This is a genomic window from Bacillus sp. T3, from assembly GCF_033449965.1.
Classification (GTDB): Bacteria; Bacillota; Bacilli; order Bacillales; family Cytobacillaceae; genus Bacillus_BU.
Genome location: NZ_CP137761.1, coordinates 517209 through 537708 on the forward strand (window position 1 = coordinate 517209; position 20500 = coordinate 537708).

19 protein-coding genes and 2 pseudogenes are annotated in these 20500 nt (G+C 38.4%); 14 read left to right on the forward strand and 7 right to left on the reverse strand.

Annotated features, from left to right (window positions below; translation table 11 throughout):
- Positions 1 to 166: 166 nt before the first annotated feature.
- The 3 genes and pseudogenes from RGF10_RS02655 to RGF10_RS02665 all read right to left on the reverse strand — a co-directional run bounded on the left by RGF10_RS02655 (position 167) and on the right by RGF10_RS02665 (position 2744).
- Complete coding sequence (locus RGF10_RS02655; protein WP_318507049.1) at positions 167 to 337, reverse strand: hypothetical protein; 171 nt, start codon at positions 335 to 337, stop codon at positions 167 to 169.
- 481 nt (positions 338 to 818) lie between these two features.
- Complete coding sequence (locus tag RGF10_RS02660) at positions 819 to 1718, reverse strand: NUDIX domain-containing protein (protein WP_318507051.1); 900 nt, start codon at positions 1716 to 1718, stop codon at positions 819 to 821.
- 142 nt (positions 1719 to 1860) lie between these two features.
- Positions 1861 to 2744 (reverse strand): annotated as a pseudogene (locus RGF10_RS02665) (multidrug resistance efflux transporter family protein).
- Between RGF10_RS02665 and RGF10_RS02670 the strand changes: the two are divergent.
- The 5 genes from RGF10_RS02670 to RGF10_RS02690 all read left to right on the forward strand — a co-directional run bounded on the left by RGF10_RS02670 (position 2668) and on the right by RGF10_RS02690 (position 7451).
- The gene (locus tag RGF10_RS02670; protein ID WP_318509691.1) at positions 2668 to 2913 is read left to right on the forward strand and encodes a hypothetical protein; all 246 of its coding nucleotides are present in this window, start codon (positions 2668 to 2670) and stop codon (positions 2911 to 2913) included. The pseudogene RGF10_RS02665 and the gene RGF10_RS02670 overlap by 77 nt on opposite strands.
- Before the next feature lie 75 nt (positions 2914 to 2988).
- On the forward strand, positions 2989 to 3459 hold the full coding sequence (locus RGF10_RS02675) for a hypothetical protein (protein WP_318507053.1): 471 nt from the start codon (positions 2989 to 2991) through the stop codon (positions 3457 to 3459).
- 578 nt (positions 3460 to 4037) lie between these two features.
- Positions 4038 to 5120, forward strand: coding sequence for a Fe(3+) ABC transporter substrate-binding protein (locus tag RGF10_RS02680; RefSeq protein ID WP_318507055.1), 1083 nt, complete (start codon positions 4038 to 4040; stop codon positions 5118 to 5120).
- Position 5121: 1 nt separating this feature from the next.
- Positions 5122 to 6768, forward strand: a complete 1647-nt coding sequence (locus tag RGF10_RS02685; protein WP_318507057.1) for an ABC transporter permease — start codon at positions 5122 to 5124, stop codon at positions 6766 to 6768.
- Positions 6765 to 7451 carry an ABC transporter ATP-binding protein gene (locus RGF10_RS02690; protein ID WP_318507059.1) on the forward strand — a complete coding sequence of 229 codons (687 nt, stop codon included), beginning with the start codon at positions 6765 to 6767 and terminating at the stop codon, positions 7449 to 7451. Before RGF10_RS02685 ends, RGF10_RS02690 begins: the two co-directional genes overlap by 4 nt.
- A 430-nt stretch (positions 7452 to 7881) precedes the next feature.
- Here RGF10_RS02690 and RGF10_RS02695 read toward each other — a convergent pair whose 3' ends face one another.
- The 4 genes from RGF10_RS02695 to RGF10_RS02710 all read right to left on the reverse strand — a co-directional run bounded on the left by RGF10_RS02695 (position 7882) and on the right by RGF10_RS02710 (position 11136).
- Positions 7882 to 8136 (reverse strand): lytic transglycosylase domain-containing protein, encoded by a 255-nt coding sequence (locus RGF10_RS02695; RefSeq protein WP_318509311.1) that lies wholly within the window; start codon positions 8134 to 8136, stop codon positions 7882 to 7884.
- The gene (locus RGF10_RS02700; RefSeq protein ID WP_318507061.1) at positions 8136 to 8888 is read right to left on the reverse strand and encodes a hypothetical protein; all 753 of its coding nucleotides are present in this window, start codon (positions 8886 to 8888) and stop codon (positions 8136 to 8138) included. Before RGF10_RS02700 ends, RGF10_RS02695 begins: the two co-directional genes overlap by 1 nt.
- A gap of 661 nt (positions 8889 to 9549) precedes the next feature.
- A complete protein-coding gene (locus tag RGF10_RS02705) occupies positions 9550 to 10176 on the reverse strand; it encodes a DUF2238 domain-containing protein (protein WP_318507063.1) in 627 nt (208 codons plus the stop codon).
- Between the two features lie 120 nt (positions 10177 to 10296).
- Positions 10297 to 11136 (reverse strand): hypothetical protein, encoded by an 840-nt coding sequence (locus RGF10_RS02710; protein WP_318507065.1) that lies wholly within the window; start codon positions 11134 to 11136, stop codon positions 10297 to 10299.
- 898 nt (positions 11137 to 12034) lie between these two features.
- Between RGF10_RS02710 and RGF10_RS02715 the strand changes: the two genes are divergently transcribed.
- From RGF10_RS02715 to RGF10_RS02755, 9 genes and pseudogenes are all read left to right on the forward strand, one after another.
- Positions 12035 to 12997 carry a sugar-binding transcriptional regulator gene (locus tag RGF10_RS02715; protein WP_318507067.1) on the forward strand — a complete coding sequence of 321 codons (963 nt, stop codon included), beginning with the start codon at positions 12035 to 12037 and terminating at the stop codon, positions 12995 to 12997.
- A 12-nt stretch (positions 12998 to 13009) separates the two neighbouring features.
- Positions 13010 to 14044, forward strand: a complete 1035-nt coding sequence (locus tag RGF10_RS02720; RefSeq protein ID WP_318507069.1) for a galactitol-1-phosphate 5-dehydrogenase — start codon at positions 13010 to 13012, stop codon at positions 14042 to 14044.
- A gap of 5 nt (positions 14045 to 14049) precedes the next feature.
- A complete protein-coding gene (locus RGF10_RS02725) occupies positions 14050 to 15591 on the forward strand; it encodes an FGGY-family carbohydrate kinase (RefSeq protein WP_318507070.1) in 1542 nt (513 codons plus the stop codon).
- The gene (locus RGF10_RS02730) at positions 15575 to 17059 is read left to right on the forward strand and encodes a sugar ABC transporter ATP-binding protein (RefSeq protein WP_318507072.1); all 1485 of its coding nucleotides are present in this window, start codon (positions 15575 to 15577) and stop codon (positions 17057 to 17059) included. The genes RGF10_RS02725 and RGF10_RS02730 overlap by 17 nt, the downstream gene beginning before the upstream one ends.
- Positions 17060 to 17081: 22 nt before the next feature.
- On the forward strand, positions 17082 to 17939 hold the full coding sequence (locus tag RGF10_RS02735; RefSeq protein WP_318507074.1) for an ABC transporter permease: 858 nt from the start codon (positions 17082 to 17084) through the stop codon (positions 17937 to 17939).
- A 2-nt stretch (positions 17940 to 17941) separates the two neighbouring features.
- A complete protein-coding gene (locus tag RGF10_RS02740) occupies positions 17942 to 18064 on the forward strand; it encodes a hypothetical protein (protein ID WP_318507076.1) in 123 nt (40 codons plus the stop codon).
- A gap of 12 nt (positions 18065 to 18076) precedes the next feature.
- Complete coding sequence (locus tag RGF10_RS02745; protein ID WP_318507078.1) at positions 18077 to 19069, forward strand: substrate-binding domain-containing protein; 993 nt, start codon at positions 18077 to 18079, stop codon at positions 19067 to 19069.
- Between the two features lie 16 nt (positions 19070 to 19085).
- Positions 19086 to 19767: pseudogene (deoC, locus tag RGF10_RS02750) on the forward strand (deoxyribose-phosphate aldolase).
- Between the two features lie 445 nt (positions 19768 to 20212).
- Positions 20213 to 20494 (forward strand): thiamine pyrophosphate-binding protein, encoded by a 282-nt coding sequence (locus tag RGF10_RS02755; protein WP_318507080.1) that lies wholly within the window; start codon positions 20213 to 20215, stop codon positions 20492 to 20494.
- Positions 20495 to 20500 lie beyond the last annotated feature (6 nt).

The following is a 20500-nucleotide window of genomic DNA, read 5'->3' on the forward strand; positions in this document are numbered from 1 at the left end:
TACAACTAATAGGTAACCCATCAGGATTCAAGGGAAAATATGTCGCTTGTTCGTAACCGGATCGATTCGAATCGGTTCAACATCCACACCGATTTACAACAGCAACTCATGTCAGCCTTTGAGTGTTGTATTTGGCATTCTGCATTCTTCTATGTAAACCTTTTAATTATTTTATGGCAAAAATTTCCTCGAAAGAGGACACGCGTATTAATTGGTTTTTTAAGTCAATATCAGAGCCGACCTGGCTCGCCTGCAGACTAGTAACGGCACTTTTAGGAGCTATATTGTATTTTGCTTTAAATGGTTTTGCTAAAATTAATTCCATTCCTTTTTTCATTTTGTCTTCTTTATCAGTTGTGGTAATTTTCAAATCTGAGGTGTCAACAATCAGAACATAGTCATTAAAATTTTTGTTATATAATTTGCTTTCTAGCTCCAATAAATATGAAGTATTTTCCTTTTCATCCAGTAAGCCTGCAAGTAATAATGAATTGCTTTTCTAATATGTTAATTTCGATTTTGTACATAATGCCCTCCGCTGTTAAGGTTTTGGTTTGGATTTAAGTAATATTTCTATAATTTAAAGTATGTTCCTTAAAATAACCTTAAACTTAATTTCTATTGCTAATTGAGAATAAATGAATATAAAATTCACATAACAGAGTAAGGGAGAATTCTCTACAAAATACGGAAAATAAGAGATAGGTAAAGGCAACGAGGTAAATCCTTTACGTGGACTTGGATGAGAGGAAATGCATAAATGTAAATTAATGAGAGGCTCCAAGGAATAGGAAGCAGAAGAACAGTCCTTCTGCTTCCTATTTCAAAGCCCAGACTCCCTGTTCAAAGTAAAGAATCACATCTTCCATTCTTTGTTTCTGTGATTCTGCCATTGGTAGCTGTGTTGCTTGCTCGAGCTTGATCCATTTGTAGGCTGTTGATTCGCTGTCCATTTCAAAATGACCATTTGTAATCGTCCCCCTGTACAGAATCGCAAATTCCTGCCGAACCTCGCCATCTGAATAGGCAATGACTGTCTTAGGATTCGAATAGGTTCCGATGATGTCGGTGACTTCGACCTTGTAGCCTGTTTCTTCTTGGACTTCTCTGATTGCGCATGTTTTTAAATCTTCTCCGAAATCCATCGTTCCACCGGGCATTGTCCATTTTCCGTTATCACGACGTTGCAAAAGCAAAATTTCGTTTTGGTCATTCACAATCGCAACTGCGGCAGCCGGCTTAATCGAATTTGCAGCTGGTGCACTCGGATCATTTGTAAAATCAGAACGAGTTATTTTCATTTGCGATTGCAGCCACTCTGCTACTTTATCTGTCAGTTCAAGCTCTTGTTTATCATTCCCAGGTGGTGTTTTGATGAAAAAAATGGTCGTACCAGGCTTTGACTTTTGTGCATAACGAACACCAGGCGGAGTTTTATAAAAGTCGCCTTTTTTAAACTGATAGACTTCACCTGTTTCCACATCTAAATATTCTGTCATTCCACTCATCAAATATTGATATTCATTCGCTTGCGTATGGTAGTGCGGCTTTTCATATGAAAAATTGTTATAAGCTGTGATTCCAATTTCAATTTGATCATCATCAATATGTACTAATTTTTGCGGTCGGGCCAATTTTCCCACTAAATATTCTCTCGTGGAATCAGTCAAAGCAGCATCGATATCCTTCTTCGCAATCAACCGAATTTTCCGTTCCATTCGATCCCTCCATTTGTATAAAAACTACAGGATATATTCAATATACAACAAATTCGAAACACGAAATGAAGCAGTTATGAAAAAATGTATGAAAAAAGCCCACCTAACTTACCTATTTTAGATTATAAATTCATTGACTGTGTTAAGGGATTTTCCTCTTTTTATTAGAAGCATAACTATGCAAAATCATCCCTAGAATAACAACGAATATTCCAAACCAGGATAATAGCGAAGGGATGGGAATCGACAAAAATAGTAATTCCCCAGTTAATGCAAATAGCACTTCCATTGATTGTGTTGCTTCTACAGAGGCTAGCTTTTTCAAGTTTCCTCTTACCATATCGGTTGCTTTGAAAAATAAGACCGTTGCGATGACGCCTGAACAAATGGCGACTAGCAAAGCTTGAAGACTTTGTCCTTTACTAGGTAATCCTTCGGTAAAGAGTCCGTACATAGAAAGTAACAACCAAAATGGCAGACTGGCTAAGGTCATGCCTAGCACCCGTTGATAGGCATCTAACCGTCCTCCACATACCTCCATCATTTTTCGATTTCCTAATGGATAAGCAAATGAGGCAATTAGGACCAGGGATAATACCTAGTAATAGATTTTCTACTGAAAATTTCTGAGCATGTTCGATTTGCAATAATACAATTCCAAGCAGAATGATAAGGGACATAACAAGACCTTTAAACGGAATTTGCCCTCTTATTTGTAAAGGTCCATTCTTTGTGTGGATTGTTTCAAAAAATAACGGCGCAAGCAATGCGCCTGAAATAATGGTAATTTGCCAAGTTCCGGCAATTAGCCATCCAGGGTGAGTAAGCTGCCGCAAAACACAATGGGGCATAAAATAAGCCGAATCCAACAACACTCCATAAGAACCAGCTTACCGGTTGGTTTCTCATTTCGGTCCATAGGGGGCGTAAATTTTTCCGAATGAGGACAATGAACAAAAGAAAAGGAATCATAAAGATATATCTAAGCGAAGCACTCCATATCCAACTACCGCCTGATAACTCCATCGATGCATTAAGAACAAAAGTAAAAGCAAAAAATAAAGCCGAACAAATACCAATTAAAATAGGCTGCAAAAATGTCACCTCGTATGGAAACAGGAAGCCGGTTCTCTGCTTCCTTGTTGAAGGAAGCGAAGACCCTCCATTCGTCTTCCGCAAATTTTGTAGAATATAAATATGAATTCGGTGAAGTATATTACCAATAAATGGATAGACTAAGCGTATTAGCTAAATTTAAGGAGCAATTCAAATGGTAGGTCTCATTATTTCCATTATCGTGTTTAACACGGTGGCTTATAAAGAAAACAAACTATTAATTGGTAGCCAAGTTGCCCATATTTGGTTGTTCACAATTGCTCTCCAAACCGTTTTCGACACTTATGTAGATTTAAAATATCATGCTTATTGGTATTTTTCAAAAAATGTTGATTGGGAATCGTTAATTGCACTAGTCTTTTTAGTTCCACCCGTAAATGTGTTGTTCATCAACTGGTTTCCCTATCAAAAGAAATTAGCAAAGAAAATACTTTATTTTATCGTATGGGAAGCAGGATTGCTGTTTTACGAATGGCTGACATTAAGTCCTTCACCATGGGGCTATTTTCATTACGGCTGGTGGAGTCTTTGGCATTCCCTTTTCATGAATCCTATTCTTCTCTTAATTCTGATGGGGTATTACAAATGGATTAGTCATTTGGATTGGAGCGTTCCAGACAGATGAAGAAGAGGTGAATTACTCTTAGGGTATCCTGGTTTCTATTTGTGTTCTTGTTTCAAATGTTATATTTAGCGTGCATATCAGGAAAACTTGTATCAAAAGTTGTGGGAAACGTGCATAAATTTTAAAAGTTGTATCATAAAAGTTGAAAGTCGTGCATATATTTCAAAAGTTGTATCATATATTTTTAAGGTTGAATCATAAACGATCTTTTGTGTGCATAAGTGGAAAATCCTGTGCATTTAATTTTATGAAAAAATGATTTTTCTGAAAAAAATTACTGATTTTTATGAAATTCACTTTATATTTTTAAAAAGGACCTCATTTTGTCTCAAAAAAGAGATAAAATGAGGTTTTTGTTGTTTTAGTGCTAGGAAACTATGAATTTCTGTTGATACGCCGTATTTATCTCGCAGTTGACAGATATTTTTACTATAAACATATTTTTTATGAAATTGTCAGATTTTTCATTGACATAGGTGACAATTACAATTAGAATAAAAGTCGTTGAGTGATAATGATTATCATTATCGGGAAATATATTAAAAAATACATAAACAAAGAAAAGGTGGCAGTGAATCATGAATCTGGGGAAATTAGTTAAGCCTCTATTAGTAAGTAGTGTACTAGCGCTTGGTCTAGCAGGATGCAGTACAACTCAAAGCGGTTCCGAAACGAAAAAAGAATCAGCCGAACCGAAGAAGGCTGAGAATCAAGTCGTTAATGTCTATACAGCTCGACATTACGAAGCAGATGATGCAGTGTACCAAAATTTCACGGAAAAAACAGGCATCAAAGTAAATGTTGTCAAGGCTGAGGCGGAAGAGCTGATTGAAAGGCTGAAGCGTGAAGGCGAAAGTACTCAAGCAGACTTATTCATTACGGTTGACGGTGGTGTCCTTGCCAACGCTAAGAAAAATGATGTTCTTCAAGCCGTTACCTCTGATAAGATCGAAAAAAATGTACCCGCGAAATTCCGTGATAAGGATAATCAGTGGGTTGGTATGGCGACAAGAGCACGCGTTATCGCTTATTCGAAGGACCGTGTTACTCCTGATCAACTATCCACATATGAGGACTTAACAAGCGATAAATGGAAAGGTAAAGTATTAGCACGTTCATCAACAAGCTTATATAACCAGTCATTACTAGCTTCTTTTATTGAGTTAAATGGCGAAGAAAAAGCTGAACAATGGGCTTCTGGTATCGTGAAAAACTTCGCACGACAGCCAGATGGTGGAGATCGTGACCAGGCGAAGGCGATTGCTGCAGGCGTGGGTGATGTGGCAATCATGAACACGTATTATGTTGGTCTACTTGCAAATTCTGAAGATCCGGAAGAAGTGAAAGTAGCGAACAGCATCGGTGTTTTCTATCCGAACCAAGAAACAGCTGGAACGCATGTAAACATAAGTGGAATTGGTTTGACTAAGCATAGTAAAAATAAAGAAAATGCAATTAAGCTAATTGAGTATATGACGGATGTTGAAGCTCAGGAGTTCTTATCCTCAAACAACTTTGAGTTCCAGGTTAACCCAAAAGCAAAGCAAGCAGAGTTGCTTGAATCATGGGGCGATTTTAAAATGCAAAAGCTTGATTTTGATAGTTTAGGAGAGCACAATCAAAAGGCTATCGAAATCTTCAATAAAACGGGATGGAAGTAATATGAAACTAGCACCACTTAAGCGTTACGCACAAAAAGAGCTTAACGGCTGGTGGATAATCAGTATGATAGCGGCGGCAGTTATTCTGCTGCCCATTCTTTATGTTTTTGTGGAGCTGTTCCAAGCGCCTAATGAAAACTGGTTCCAAATCCGCCAATATCTAATCAAAAATTATTTCTTCAATACCGTTGTCCTTGTGTTGTTAACGGGAGTGATTACAGCCTTTTTGGGCATTACGCTTGCCTGGCTGACATCGGCTTATGACTTTCCCTTTCGAAAGTTTTTTCGTTGGGGCCTAATCCTGCCGTTAGCTATTCCACCGTATATTGCAGCCTATACGTATCGAACGATGCTTAGCTATACAGGTGTTATCCAAACGACACTTAGGAATTCGTTTGATTATCAGCTAGAACCGGAACTTTTATCGATTTCCTCCCTACGTGGGGCAGTGTTCATTTTTAGCTTATTTTTGTTTCCATACGTATACATTATCGCTAGAACATTTCTGGAAAATCAAAGTGCAGCCTACATTGAAAACGCGAGGCTGCTTGGCCGAAAACCACTGGCTGTATTTTTCAAAGTGGTCCTTCCGCTTTCAAGGCCAGCGCTGATCGGCGGAGCTGTACTAGTGATTTATGAGGTGCTGAGTGACTATGGTGTCACCAGCTATTTTGGTATTCACACGATTACTACAGCCATTTTTCAAACGTGGTTTGGGATGTATGATGTTGATACAGCAATGAGACTAGCGGCTTGGTTGATGATGTTTATTGTCGGGATGATAATCCTTGAGAGGATACTTCGTCAGCGCCAGCGCTATCATTTAAGTAACAAATCAAGACCGCTTGTTCCGAAAAAGTTAAAAGGGATTTCGGCCGCGGCAGCCTTTATCTATTGTACAGTGGTGTTTTCACTGGGGTTTTTCATTCCATTGGTTCAATTAATTTCATGGGCCGGATTGACTGCTGAAAAGGTATGGGACCCAGCGTTTTTCACCCTGCTATATCAAACCGTATCGGTTGCAGCCATTTCGACTGGTATCATTCTGATTGTTGCCGTTATTGTAGCGAATGTAAGTCGTTCTAAATCTACCTTTTCGTTTGTATTATCAAAATGGGTCACATCTGGATACTCGATCCCTGGTGCGATTATTGCAATTGGAGTCCTAGCAGTCTTTATTAGGCTGGATAAGGAACTGGCTCCGCTTTATTCAAAGCTGGGACTCGGAACGGCACCGCTCATCCTCAGCATGTCAATGGCGATGCTTGTTGTAGGCTATACGATTCGGTTTATGGCTACCGGATTTAATGCGATAGAGGTGGGCTTTGAGAAAATCGGCTCAAAGTACACGGAAGCTTCAAGACTCCTAGGAAATGGTAGAACAAAAACGTTTTTCAAGGTGGACCTACCCTTAATCAAAGGTGCATTAATAAGCGGTTTTATCCTGACTTTTGTGGAAATTTGTAAGGAGCTGCCATTAGTCCTCCTGTTAAGACCATTCAATTTTGAAACGCTAGCCACGAAGACCTTTCAATATGCAAAAGACGAGATGATTCATGAGGCTTCGATTCCTTCGTTGATGATTATTGGTCTGAGTGCATTGTCCGTGTTGATTTTTCAAATGATTGATAAGAGGGTGAAGTCATGAATATTCTTGAAATACAAGGTCTGGCCTTTTCTTTTTCTCGTAGTCAGGCGCCAGTCATAAACGATTTATCCTTCTCGGTTAAAAAGGGTGAAATTGTGGGCATTCTTGGTCCTAGCGGTAGCGGAAAAAGTACGCTACTTCGTCTTGTTGCAGGTCTTGAAATGCCTAAAGCAGGTATTATTAAGATTGCGGGAACACCTGTTGTAAATGAAGGTTTATTCGTTCAACCGGAGAATCGTGGGGTTGGTATGGTGTTTCAGGATTATGCCTTGTTTCCGCATATGACTGTAAAAGATAACATTCTTTTCGGTCTATCGAGTATTCCGCGTAAAGAACGGGGCAATCGACTAAAGGAAATGCTTGAGCTTGTGCAAATGGAGGAGTTTGCTAAAAGATACCCTCATGAGTTAAGTGGTGGTCAACAACAACGGATTGCACTAGCTAGGGCACTTGCGCCAAAGCCGAAATTACTTTTAATGGATGAACCGTTTAGTAATCTTGATGCAGATTTAAAGGAGTCTATCCGAAAAGACCTCGGGGCTATTTTGAATAAAGCTGACATGACCTGTATTATGGTCACTCATGATCGCCGCGATGTCGATGCGATTTGTGACCGCAGTATCTCGATTGGCCCAAAGCCAGAAAGTAACGCCTTAATAGATAAACTAGTAAATGTCAGGTAAGTAAACGGCACCGAAAATTTTCTGTTCGGTGCCGTTTAGTTAAAGGGGTTCGGAATGGTCATATTCCGAACCCCTGTTTAGATTTTTCCATAATATTATACTTCTTTATAGATAGATGGACCCAATATTTAAACCCATTCTTTCACATCGCCAGGTTTAGATTAGTCTGAGCTAATCAAAGCTAGGTATTGAACGGACATAGAGTGCGTTATTTTGATAAAATAAAGATTTTGCTAGACTTAAGGGGACATAGGATTCCCTATTCATATAAAAACCATTGAATTATGGCAAATAATGATCAAATAGCGAATCTGTTGTCCGTTTAATCTATCAAAACAACAATTTATGTGAAGATAAAGGAACAGATGTCCGCTACCTCAACTGTTTTGTCTATGTTAATCCTAATTTTGATTCTTATTAATTTGTTATCCTAATTAAATTGGTTTTGATACTTATTAACCAAAGCAGGCACATTACGAATATAATTTTGGGTCTCAGAGATATACAAGTATCTTGAGTTGAGCACATTACCTGGCCCGGCATTATAAGCGGCTAAAGCTAATTCAAGGCTTCCGAACCGATTAAGCTGAATCGCTAAATATTTAGTTCCACCCTCAATATTCTGAGCAGGATCATAAGGATTGATAACACCTAATCCCTCAGCAGTTCTCGGCATTAACTGCATCAAGCCAATTGCGCCTGCAGGGCTATTTGCATCGGGATTGCCCCAGATTCTTGTTCGATTACAGCCGCAATGATAGCAGGGTCGATTCCATATTTGGTTGATGCAGCTTGAATTTCTTTGCCCCATCTCATGATTTTATCAGATGAATCATATTCAACCAGGACAGGCTTGTTATCTACAACCTTTACAAGCATCGGTTCACCATTTTCAGTCATTACCCGAACAGTTATCATATCCTGAAGTGCGCTAAAACCATCTTTTAGATTGGTTTTAATAATATCCCAATCCGTTGATGCACCTTCAGAAACTTTTGATTGGTCATTCTCTAATGCTACATAATTAAAGTTTAGATCTTTGAATTGGCTGTTTTTCGTAATTTCCTCGCTGATACTCGATAAATTTTGATTTGAATCGTGGCTTTTAAAACCAACCTTTGAAGCCAACAGCTTAACCGTATTTTTGATGTTAGTTTTAAAAATCAAATATTGTTCCTTCTTATAGGCGACAGTATCGGAGACGCTCACTCTTCCTTCTGTGAATAGAGGCGACTGCTGTTGCTCACCAAAAGGCTCATGTCTGGCCATTTTTTCAAAGGCCCAATTCTCGATTTGCTCCCAATTTACTTTTCCTGCTCCAAAAATCAAAACTGCTAAAATACCTATAAAAATAAAAACTTTTCGAAAAAATGGCCAAATCCAGCGTTTCATAACGGGTTTAATCTTTTTTCGTATTGGTTTGTGATATTTTTTCAAGAGAAATTCCTCGCTTTAGTTTTAAAAGCCTTTAGTTTTCAGATTCCCTGCTTATTAACCAAGCTAAAAGCACTGGATTATCCAGTGCTTTTTTTAATTAGTAAAATTGTGGAAGGGACGCTGACTATAAAAGTCTAATTTGAGTTTTGTTCATTATTATCATACATAATATAAGGGGAATTTAATTTGAAGATTTATTGAATTATTTTTGAAGAGGAGAAGCGCTTCTTTATTGACCACTTTTCTAATGGTCCGGCCTTCGTTATGGTCAATAGGAAGTCATTATTGACCACTTTTCTAATGGCCCGGTCATCGTCGTTGTGGTCAATAGCAGGTCTTAATTGACACTTTTCTAATGGATCGGCCTTCGTTTTGGTCGATAGGAAGTCATTATTGACCACTTTTCTAATGGCCCGGCCTTTGTTGTGGTCGATAGTTAGCCTTTATTGACCACTTTTCTAATGGCTAGGTCATCGTTGTGGTCAATAGGAAGTCTTTATCGACCACTTTTATTCTTGCCCGGTCTTGTTTTGGTCAATAGCGGTCTTTATTGACCATTTTACTCCTGACTAGGTCATTGTTATGGCTAATAGCAAGTTTTTATTGATCAATTGCTACTGGCCGGGCCTTCGCTTTGGTTGATAGCGGCCAACTTTATTTATTAGTTCTCACGGAGCTTCTTTAACAATCTATCATGCAGCTTTGAAAGGAGAACGTAAGCTATAAGTGCTCCAATAAAATTCAACATCATGTCCCATTGGGCATCCCAAATGTCTCCCTGGGTCCCAAGAAAATTCTTCGCTGTTTTCCCGCCGTGAGCGATTTTTGTAAATACCCATTCACCAATTTCGTAAATAGCAGAAATAGTAATAGAAAAACTAATCGAAATAATAAACAGCCATTTTCCCTTTGTTAGCGAGGTCATTCTTAATATAATTTCCCTAAAAACAATAACGAACAGGCCCTTCAAAAAATGGCCAAACCGGTCATAGTGGTTTCTTTGAAAATCAAATTGGTCCTTTAGCGAATCGAATAATGGAACTCTTGAATATGTATAATGTCCGCCAATAAAAGTCAGGATGGCTAAAATGAAGATAATCGTATAGGACAGAGTCGTCAGCCGAAACTTTCTATAGCAGGCAATCGAAACAATAATCCCAATTACAGCTGGGCTAACCTCTAACATCCAATCAAAGAAATCAACTGGTTTAATGGCAGACCATATGAACACAATCACAGCAATGAACAAATATACAATATGCACCCAAACTACTTTCTGTTTAACCATCTTCTTCATCCTTTATATTAAGTTGTTTCTTAGTATTGGCAGGAAGTGGATTTTGATTCCAAGATGGAGAAAATGTCTGGATTTTTATGGACATTATATGATGTTAGGTGAATGACTGGCTCAGGTAGCTTGTGCTGTCTCCGCTTTTTCATCGTTATTTCCAGAAGTGTCCTGCTTGATGCTGTCTTTCGTGCCGCTAGAGTGATCATCACTTAAATCTTTACCACTGTCTCCTTTGCCAGCAACTTTGTTTTTATTTTTCCCAAAAAGAGGTCCTAAAGGGTTGAAGCCCAGGAATAGAGTGACTACAAACGAAATGGGAATGAGATAATCCATGATCAGAAATCCTGGAAAGCTGCCCTCAATAATGGTGGCTTTATTTTTGGTTTCGGTTAAGAAGTAGTAATCCAGACCGATGGCGGCAGTGTACGTAAGGATAGCGATAGCAAGGGTCCTGAACAGCTTCATTTTCCCAATGGCTGCGTGGTAAATCATTGGCAGTAAAACTGGAATGACTACGTAAATGATCGGACCATACCCATCAGGTATGTATTTTACGCTAAGCAGTGTCAGTATGATTAAGAATGATGCGGCAAAGAAGGCGTTTTTGGCAACGCCACGAACCCATTTGAGATTTATGTAAGGCAGTTTGGCGAGGATCATGCTGACGCAGATTGTCGTCGTTTCGAGTTTTGTTAAATGGTAAAAGCCTAGATTGAGATCGGGCAGATGTTCTGCAGGAACTAAGTTGATTAATAATGTGCTTATTGGTATAGCTGTTGCGATTGCTGTAAGGATGTTGAGAGATAGATGGTTTGGGAATTTTAATATGAAAGGAAGGATGATAGCCGCGATTATTAAGGGTGCATAAAGTGTGAGAAAAAAGTCATAGTAAGTTGACATAAACAGGCAATAGGAATATCCCACAAATAATGAGATCATTTTCTTACCTAAGTTCAATGATAATACCCCCTAATATAACAAATCTATACTATGTATATAATAGAAAATTAAAGATATTACCTATATTGAAAGTAGGGGGCCGGTTCTTGAGCTTCCTTCTGTCTGCTGGATTTAATATCAGGGGATTAAAGTTCTATATGATCGAAATTTGACCTATTTACTTAGACAGGATTTGATGTTTAATAGCAATATATTTCGGAGAGAAAAGGGTGTAACCATTGTTATTATTGAATTTGCAGCTTGTTCATTCAAACGTTTGATTAAAACATGTTTCCCGGGAAATCGGTCGAAAGGAAGGCGAGGGGATGGACCAACTAGCTTTTCCTTTGTCGGAAGTAGATGAACTTTCCCTGTCCTTCCAATCTTCACAACTTCCACATAAGTTCCTCATAAGAATTACATAAGCTCTTAGTATTATAGAGACATGAAGAACAAGAGGTGTTTAAGAGTACCTTATCTTCAAATAACTAAGTTAAAAACTCATTTAATATAGTAGGGTCGGAAAACCCTGCCTCCTGAAAATCGATAATAATAGGACCCTCGATTTTCAAAAGTTAGTACTAACGATAGTGCTATGAAATCTGTTTTAAAGTTTTAAGATTCACCCTTTCTAAAGTAAAAAACCTCTCTATTGCAAAGCTAGCCGAATAGGCTAGCTTCTTTTTTGCGAAAAAACATACGATTACCACGTTTAAGGACGCTCACTATTCTTTTAAAAACTATAAATATAACACATTTCTACTTAGAAATAACATTAAAAAACATTGTGAATACGAAAAATGAAATTTTGTTCAAGTTGTGAGAAAAGGCTTACACTTTTTAGAATATTCACTATAATAAACTCATGAACAAAATTTTACGTGTTGAACAAAATTTTACGAGGGGAGGTTTAACCTTGTACTCTCGAGATGAAATGATCATGGTTGTAAAGATGTACTATGAGATGAAGTTAACACAAAAAGAAATCTCTGAAAGATTACCGTATTCTCGTCCTACCATTAGTCGAATCATCGACGCTGCAATAAAAGAAGGAATCGTTGACGTTAAGATTAACTACACACTTAGCTCAGTACAAAAACTAGAAAACAAAATAAAAGAAAAATACTCCTTAGAAAAGGTTTTTGTCGCACCTGTATATGTTCACGATGATTCATTGATTTTAAACGATGTCGGCAAGGCTGCAGCAGAATATTTATTTGAGATTTGTACTGACAACACCATTCTTGGTATTTCCTGGGGTAACACATTGACCCATGTCATTCCTTATTTAAAAGCAAAGCCCTTAAACAATATGAAAATTGTCCAATTGAACGGCGGTATTGCAAGAAATTCATTTTCCACAGGTTCCGCACATCTTCTAGAGAAGTTTTCGGAAGCGTTTTCGAGTGAATATCAACTTTTGCCAGTCCCAACTATTGTTGATACTGAATTAATTGCCACTGTGATGGCAACAGATTCAAGTATTAAGGAGACGTTAGAACTTGGTAAGGTAAGTAATATTGCTGTTTTCGGAATTGGAAACGTTTCCCGAGACAATGTTTTGTATAAGGGTGGCTTCTTTAAAAAAAATGCTTATGGAGATTTAATTTCAAAAAAAGCAGTTGGAGATATTTGTTCCAGATACTACAAGGAAGATGGGACGCTTGCTGATGAAGAATTAAACAAACGTACAATTGGGCTTCAGCTAGAAGATCTTCGTGAAAAAGAGTATTCGATTGCCATTGCTTCAGGTGTAGTTAAGGCTAAAAGTGTAATCGGTGCATTGAATGGAGGATATATGAACGCGCTGTTTATCGATGAATTGCTCGCAGCAGAAATCGTTAAATTGCTTACAGGAGATGTAGTTACATCAAAATAAGGGGGAAATTTCATGAAAGCAGTAAAGCTATATGAACCAGGAAATTTAAAGGTTGAACAGGTTGATACGCCAAAGATTAGTTCTGAGGAAGTATTAATTCAGGTGAAAGCAGTTGGGATTTGTGGTTCTGATATTCCACGTGCACTTGTAAAAGGAGCTTATTATCAAGGGCTGACGCTAGGACATGAATTTGCCGGGGAAATCGTCGAATGTGGATCGGATACAGACCATTGGGAGGTCGGTGATCGGGTTACAATAGCTCCGCTTGTACCTTGTCTGGAATGTGAATATTGCCAACAAGGAAAATATGGACTTTGCGATACTTATAATTATTATGGTTCCAGAACAGATGGTGCAATGGCCAAATACATTAAGGTACATAAAAACAATCTATTAAAACTACCAGACACGATATCCTATGAATCTGGTGCCATGGTAGACCCTGCAGCAAATGCCGTGCATGGCCTATGGAGAGGTAATGTTCAGAAGGGTGACACCGTGGTGATTATGGGGCTTGGAGCGATTGGGCTGTTTGCTGTACAATTTGCTCGCGAAATGGGCGCGAAAGAAGTCATTGCGATTGATATTTTTGAAGAAAAGCTTGAAATTGCGAAGAAATTAGGAGCAGACCGAGTCGTAAATTCAAGGAATATCGATCCAATTGAAGCGTTAGCCGATACAAAAATTAATGTCGTGTTAGATACTTCTGGCTCACCAATTGCCCAAAATCAAGCTGTTAGCATTACCGGAAAAATGGGACGCGTCGTTTTCTTAGGTATTTCCAATCAGGAACTGCGTTTATCAGCCAAAGCAGTAGATAAACTGCTTCGCAATGAAATTGGGATCCATGGTTCTTGGAATTCATTTTCTGATCCGTTCCCAGGAAAAGAGTGGGATTATTCAATTCAGTTAATGGCGAATGGCAAAATTCAAACAGATGAAATTGTCTCTCACCGATTTCAATTAGAAGAAACACCAAGTGTCTTTGAAAAAATTAAAAACAAAGAAATCATTTTTAATAAAATCCTAATTTTTCCGAAGGAGTAAAACCTATGACCACCAACTATTTATTAGGAATCGATTTGGGGACCCAGTCTTTAAAGGTGGGCATTTATAACGAAACTGGAACATTACTTTTGAGTGAAAGTTCCGCATACCGAACAAACCATACCCAAGCTGGATTATCTGAGCAAAATCCAAATGATTGGTGGCAAGCTCTTAAGGATGTATTAGCAAAAGCGAAGGAAAAGATCGATTTGGGATTAATTAGTGGAATATCACTTTGTGCGACTTCCTCAACGGTTGTTTTAACGGATAAATCCTACCAACCGGTTGCACCTGCACAGTGTTGGATGGATCAAAGGTCGGTGGACGAAGAAGAGGAGATTAATCGTAATACCAATCCAGTTGTGGAAGAGCGCTTGCTTTTTTCGGGAAAAAAGACCTCTGTTGAATGGATGACCACGAAGTCACTCTGGCTCAAGCGTCATTATGATTTGTCCGACAAATATATTCTCGAGCAAATTGATTGGATGAACTACATGTTGACTGGAGAAGTGGTTGCCTCTAAATGCAATGCGACCTGCAAATGGAATTACGTTGACCATCTTGGCGGTTTTTCTGAGCCATTTTTCCAAGAAATCGGTTTAGACGGTATTACTAATCATTGGCCAAGCCGAGTTCTAAAGGTTGGCGAAAAGGTGGGAGAAATTACAGAACATGTCGCTTTTGAACTTGGAATAACAGCGGGTACACCCGTATTTCAAGGCGGAATTGACGCCCATATCGGAATGATTGGGTCTGGTGCTTTAGAGAATGGGCACTTAAGCATGATTACTGGAACAAGCTTTGTTCACTTAATGCACCACGATCATCCTATTTTCAATGATTCTTTGTGGGGGCCGTATGATTCTCCGTTGATTGATGGTCATTGGTTGCTTGAAGGGGGCCAATTATCATGCGGGTCGATTATTACGTGGTTTCTCAATGAATTTTATTCTGGACGTTCAGATTTTAATGAAATATTTGCAGAGCTAGAAAAAAATATGGAAGACATCGAGGTGGGAAGTGAAGGATTGATTGTCCTAGACAGTTGGAAAGGAAATCGGACACCCTATAAAACGCCTTATGCATCTGGAGCATTTATCGGACTTACGCTTTCGCACACAAAATTTCATATCTATCGTGCGATATTAGAGTCAATCGCATTTGGGACAAAAAACGTAATTGAGACGTTTAAAAATTCCTCCATCCCAGTTAAAAAAATTATTGCTGGGGGAGGTGGAACGAAAAACACTGGTTGGATGCAGATGATAAGTAATGTGACAGGACTTCCTATTTATATACCAAAAGATGAGGAAGCCGGCACAAAAGGGGCTGCCATTATTGCTGCGTATGGAATTGGATTATTTCCTTCTATTAAACAAGCATCCAATCAAATGGTCACGATGCAAAAAGTATTTGAACCCGATCTGAATAAAACGGCTCAGTATGGGGATATTTTCCAAATCTATCTAGAGTTAAATCAACTTCTATTTCCAATCATGAGAAAAATAAAAGAAGGAAAGGGGGAAAGTCATGAAATATGTACTTGAAATGAAAGACATTTCAAAGTCATTCCCAGGTGTTAAAGCATTGCAGAATGTAAATTTTTCTGTTAAGCCAGGTGAAGTCCACTGCTTAATTGGTGCTAACGGCGCAGGAAAATCCACGTTAATGAAAATTTTATCCGGTGTCTATACAATGGACGAAGGACAAATTCTATTAAATGGAACAGTAGTGAAATTAACTTCACCATCTGAAAGTAAAGCACAGGGTGTTGCGACCATCTATCAAGAGCTTTCCCTTGTTGAAGACTTAAGTATTGCTGAAAATATTTTTCTTGGAGATTATTTAAAGCCAAAAGGCGGCTTTATTACTTGGAGCAAAGTAAATAGTAGAGCGAAAGAATTTTTTGCCTTACTTGGACTCACTCTCTCTCCTAACCTATTAGTGAGAGATTTGAGTATGGGCTTAAAGCAAATGACTGAAATCGCGAAGGCAATTGCTTCTGATTGTAAAATTATTGTAATGGATGAACCATCCACAGCCCTATCAGGTGATGAGGTAAATAAACTATTTGATGTTGTGAGATTGCTAAAAAAACAGGGCTACACCATCATTTATATTTCACATAAATTAGATGAATTATATGCTATTGGCGATCGCGTAACCGTTCTTCGAAATGGTGAGTGGATAATCACCGAGGAGATTAAGGATGTCAGCCAGCCAGAGCTCATCCAGCATATTACCGGGAGAAGAATCGAAAGGCAGAGTAAAGATCAAATTTTTGAACAGAAAGAGGAGTACTTAAAAATCCATAAATTCTCAAACAACAAGTTGAAAGGGGTTTCATTTTCAGTTGGAAAGGGAGAAACCCTAGGGCTATATGGGCTAGTTGGATCTGGAAGAACAGAGCTGCTCCGGGCGATATATGGGGCAGACAAAATTGTCGATGGTCAGCTTTTCATAGACGGAAAGAAAAAGAAGATCATCTCACCTGAAAAAGCAGTAGATGAAGGAATGGGATTCGTTCCGGAAAATCGAAAAACTGAGGGAGTTATATTAGATTTATCAATTCAAGAAAATGCTTTTCTGCCATCGTTAAATCGTTATTCGAAAAACAGGTTCATCCAAAACAAGAAAATAAAAGAGTCGATGCTAGAGGCGATTAAGAAATTAAGTATAAAGGCCCCTAGTCCAGACACTGAAATTCGTAATCTTAGTGGAGGAAATCAACAAAAAGTTATTATTTCAAAATGGCTAATAAACCAATCAAAATTATTATTATTTGATGAACCAACCCAAGGGATCGACATCGGGGCAAAAGATGAAATCTATAAAATAATGAAAGAGTTAGCTTCTCAAGGAACCAGTATCATCGTGGCTTCCTCTGAAATTGATGAGTTGTTAGCTATTTGCGATCGAGTGCTCGTGATGTTTGAAGGAAAGGTGATCAAAGAATATTCATCCCCCACTAATTATAAAAGTGAGATTTTGAACGCGGCTGTATCGGGTTCTTAAGCTTATCTCAAGGAGGCCCTTTATGATTACGAATACACAATCAATAGAAGTAGAAGTATCGAAACAAAGAAATTTTAATATTTTAGATTTTATCAAAAAGTACAATCTATTCTTTATTTTTGTTGGGTTTCTCTTAATTGGAAGTATACTCTCTGATAAATTCCTAACGACACAAAATATACTAAACGTGTTTCAACAATCAGCATTCGTAGGAATTGTCGCGATCGGTATGACGTTTGTTATCCTGGTGGCTGGTATTGATCTTTCTGTTGGTGCAGTCCTTGCGCTTTCAGGAATGCTTGTTTCGATTATGCTCACAAAGGGGTTGAACCCAGGCCTAGCGATTTTGCTTACTATTTTGGCTGGGGCTATCATGGGCTTCATTAGTGGGTTCATCTCCACGAAATTTAAGGTACCTGCGTTTATCGCGACACTTGCTATGATGGTGAGTGCGCGAGGTTTTGCACTACTAACAACCGATGGAGAGCCAATCTATGATTTGCCACCTGTTTTTACCGCACTAGGAGATAGTGTGATGGGAAATATACCTGTCCCGGCAATTATCTGGATTGTGTTTACCATTATCGCCATTATCGTATTAAAATTCACGACATTTGGTCGGAAATTTTACGCAGTAGGTGGGAATGCGGAGTCCGCGCGTTTATCAGGTATTTCAGTGGAAAAGTATATTACGTTCACATTTATTATCTCTGGTACGCTGGCTGCGGCAGCTGGGGTGCTCATGTCAGCCTGGCTAACAGTAGGGCAGCCCACAGCAGGTAATGGGCTCGAATTAGATGCCATCGCAGCAGTCGTCATTGGTGGCACAAGTTTAGCCGGGGAAAAGGTAGTATTGGCGGAACTTTCATTGGGGTTTTAATCATGAGCATGATTGTAAATATATTTAATCTATTAGGTCTTTCATCGTATTATCAATCGATCTTTATGGGACTGATCATTGTCATTGCTCTAATTATGAACCAATTGATGACAAATAAAAAATAGGGGGCAACATTAATGAGAAAAAATATCAAATTTTTAGCGATTCTAATGGTTTTAGTTCTGGTCCTAACAGCTTGTAGCAGCAAGAGCAGCACGAGCGATGGAGAGAAGAGTAAAGAAAAAGAAGACAAACTAGTCATTGGTTTTTCCCAGGTAACACTTGAATCTCCATTTTACACATCATTAGTGGACGGTGCCAAACAAGAAGCTGAAAAGCAAGGCGTGGAACTGATCGTTGTCGATGCACAAAATGATATTGAAAAGCAGAATGCAGATGTGCAGTCGTTGATCACTAAAGGTATTGATGTTTTACTCATTAACCCAGTAAATCCATCTGCGGTTTCACCAGCATTAAAGGCAGCAGAACGTGCTAACATTCCTGTTATTACCATTGACCGAAATACAAAGGAAGAAGTCTTATCTTATATTGGTCGAGACAACACAGCAATGGGTAGAGAAGCTGGAAAAAAGGCAGTTGAATTACTTGGTGGTACGGGGAAAGCAAAAGGGAAAATTATTGAAATCCAAGGTGATGCCGGTGGAACCGTTATGCAAGCTCGTCACGGTGGTTTCCATGAGATTGTAGGCAAGGAATCTGGGATTGAAGTGGTCGAAGGACCATATAGTAACTATATTCGTGCCGAAGCAGTAGCGGCCATGCAAGATTTATTGCAAGCTCATCCAGATGTAAATCTAGTCTATGCACATAATGATGATATGGCTCTTGGTGCCATGCAAGTGCTTGAAAAAGCAGGCAAGCTAGAAAACGTACAGATTATAGGGATTGATGGATTAATGGAAGCAGTCAAACAAATCAAAGGTGGGAAATATAAAGCAACGGTTATCAATGATCCTATTTCATTGGGAACATTAGCTATTGAAACAGCTGTTAAAGCAGGTAATGGCGAAGATGTAGAAAAGTATGTTGACGGTGGAACTGGACTAATCGATGAGAGCAATGTCGATAAATATTTAGACGATACGAAAAAGTTTGCAGAAATTAAATAAATGGGGCTGATTATGAATGGATTTGCAAAAATATATTGATCATACTTTGTTGAAAGCAGATGCCCCTATAGAGGCAATTGAAAAATTGTGTGCGGAAGCAGCAGAACACCAATTTGCTTCCGTATGCGTTAATCCAAAGTATGTAAAAAAAGCTAGTGAGCTATTAATAAATACTGGTGTAAAAGTCTGTACAGTAATCGGCTTTCCGCTTGGTGCAAATGTAACTGAAACAAAAATATTTGAGGCAAAGCTGGCTCTTGAACATGGTGCCACAGAATTAGACTATGTTCTTTCTGTTAGCGATATAAAAAATGGTGATTTTGCTAGTGTCGAGGCTGAGATGGAAGCATTTGTAGCGATAAAAGAGGAAAATCAGAGCATAATCATTAAAGTCATCCTTGAGACCTGCTATTTAACTGAAGAAGAAGTAGTGAAAGTTTGCCAAATAGCGAAAAAAGTAAAAATTGATTTTGTAAAAACTTCCACAGGATTTGGACCCAGGTGGTGCTAAAGAAAGCATGGTTTCTTTAATGAAAGAAACCGTCGGGTCAGAAGTAGCAGTAAAAGCTTCAGGTGGAATTCGAACTAAAAGTGATGCAGAAAAATTCATCCAGCTCGGAGCAACTAGAATTGGTACTAGCAATGGAGTATCGATTGTAGGCACCGTAGACGAACCTGTTGAAACTTCAGGGTACTAAATAGTTAAACATTACCTTTTATGAAAGATTTCAATTGTTGAAGAAACTATTCTAGTGAGATAAATATAATGAACCGTATGTGATGACCTTACCGTACGGATCTGTTAGGAGGGGCGCATGAATAAATTCATGCGCCTACTCTATTTTTAAAAATTTCGATTATTTCTTCTAATGTTTCTTTAATATTAACTTGTTGAATTTCTTTATCTTTTGCAGATATTTTACCTTCGGGTTTAAGTTGTGCTTCTAATGTATAATCACTCTTTTCCCAAATACACTCCGGTTTTAATAACTCAGTAAAACAAGATAGCAACCCCTAGGCTTGACTATTTTACAAAAATTCATCTGATTATTCAAAAAAGATAGTTTGTTTATGACTTAACTCACATACAAATCGTGTCAGATAATTTAAACTATTAAAAAACTATTGAATGTGGTGAATAGATTGATTGATGTTAAAGAGAAGACGGGTTCAGGATTGCTAGTAGAATCATTGATTAAGAATGGAGTTAGGGATATTTTTGGGTGTCAAAGTGATAGATTTATGTCATTCCCTCAAATTATTTCAGATTATTCAGATGCAAAATACATACAATTAAAACATGAGCAGGCTGCAGTTCATGCAGCTGACGGTTACGCAAGAGCAACTGGGAAGCCTGGAGTGGTCCTTCTAAGTACGGCTTCAGGTGTGACGAATGGTGTGACCAGGAATTGCAACTGCTTATAGCGACTC

Coding starts and splice junctions, on each gene's coding strand:
- RGF10_RS02690 (WP_318507059.1), top strand. CDS start 6,765: ATGAATATTCTTGAAATACAAGGTCTGGCCTTTTCTTTTTCTCGTAGT.
- RGF10_RS02660 (WP_318507051.1), bottom strand. CDS start 1,718: ATGGAACGGAAAATTCGGTTGATTGCGAAGAAGGATATCGATGCTGCT.
- RGF10_RS02655 (WP_318507049.1), bottom strand. CDS start 337: ATGAAAAAAGGAATGGAATTAATTTTAGCAAAACCATTTAAAGCAAAA.
- RGF10_RS02705 (WP_318507063.1), bottom strand. CDS start 10,176: ATGGTTAAACAGAAAGTAGTTTGGGTGCATATTGTATATTTGTTCATT.
- RGF10_RS02740 (WP_318507076.1), top strand. CDS start 17,942: ATGAGCATGATTGTAAATATATTTAATCTATTAGGTCTTTCATCGTAT.
- RGF10_RS02725 (WP_318507070.1), top strand. CDS start 14,050: ATGACCACCAACTATTTATTAGGAATCGATTTGGGGACCCAGTCTTTA.
- RGF10_RS02670 (WP_318509691.1), top strand. CDS start 2,668: ATGAACAAAAGAAAAGGAATCATAAAGATATATCTAAGCGAAGCACTC.
- RGF10_RS02695 (WP_318509311.1), bottom strand. CDS start 8,136: ATGCAGTTAATGCCGAGAACTGCTGAGGGATTAGGTGTTATCAATCCT.
- RGF10_RS02735 (WP_318507074.1), top strand. CDS start 17,082: ATGATTACGAATACACAATCAATAGAAGTAGAAGTATCGAAACAAAGA.
- RGF10_RS02675 (WP_318507053.1), top strand. CDS start 2,989: ATGGTAGGTCTCATTATTTCCATTATCGTGTTTAACACGGTGGCTTAT.
- RGF10_RS02745 (WP_318507078.1), top strand. CDS start 18,077: ATGAGAAAAAATATCAAATTTTTAGCGATTCTAATGGTTTTAGTTCTG.
- RGF10_RS02680 (WP_318507055.1), top strand. CDS start 4,038: ATGAATCTGGGGAAATTAGTTAAGCCTCTATTAGTAAGTAGTGTACTA.
- RGF10_RS02730 (WP_318507072.1), top strand. CDS start 15,575: ATGAAATATGTACTTGAAATGAAAGACATTTCAAAGTCATTCCCAGGT.
- RGF10_RS02720 (WP_318507069.1), top strand. CDS start 13,010: ATGAAAGCAGTAAAGCTATATGAACCAGGAAATTTAAAGGTTGAACAG.
- RGF10_RS02685 (WP_318507057.1), top strand. CDS start 5,122: ATGAAACTAGCACCACTTAAGCGTTACGCACAAAAAGAGCTTAACGGC.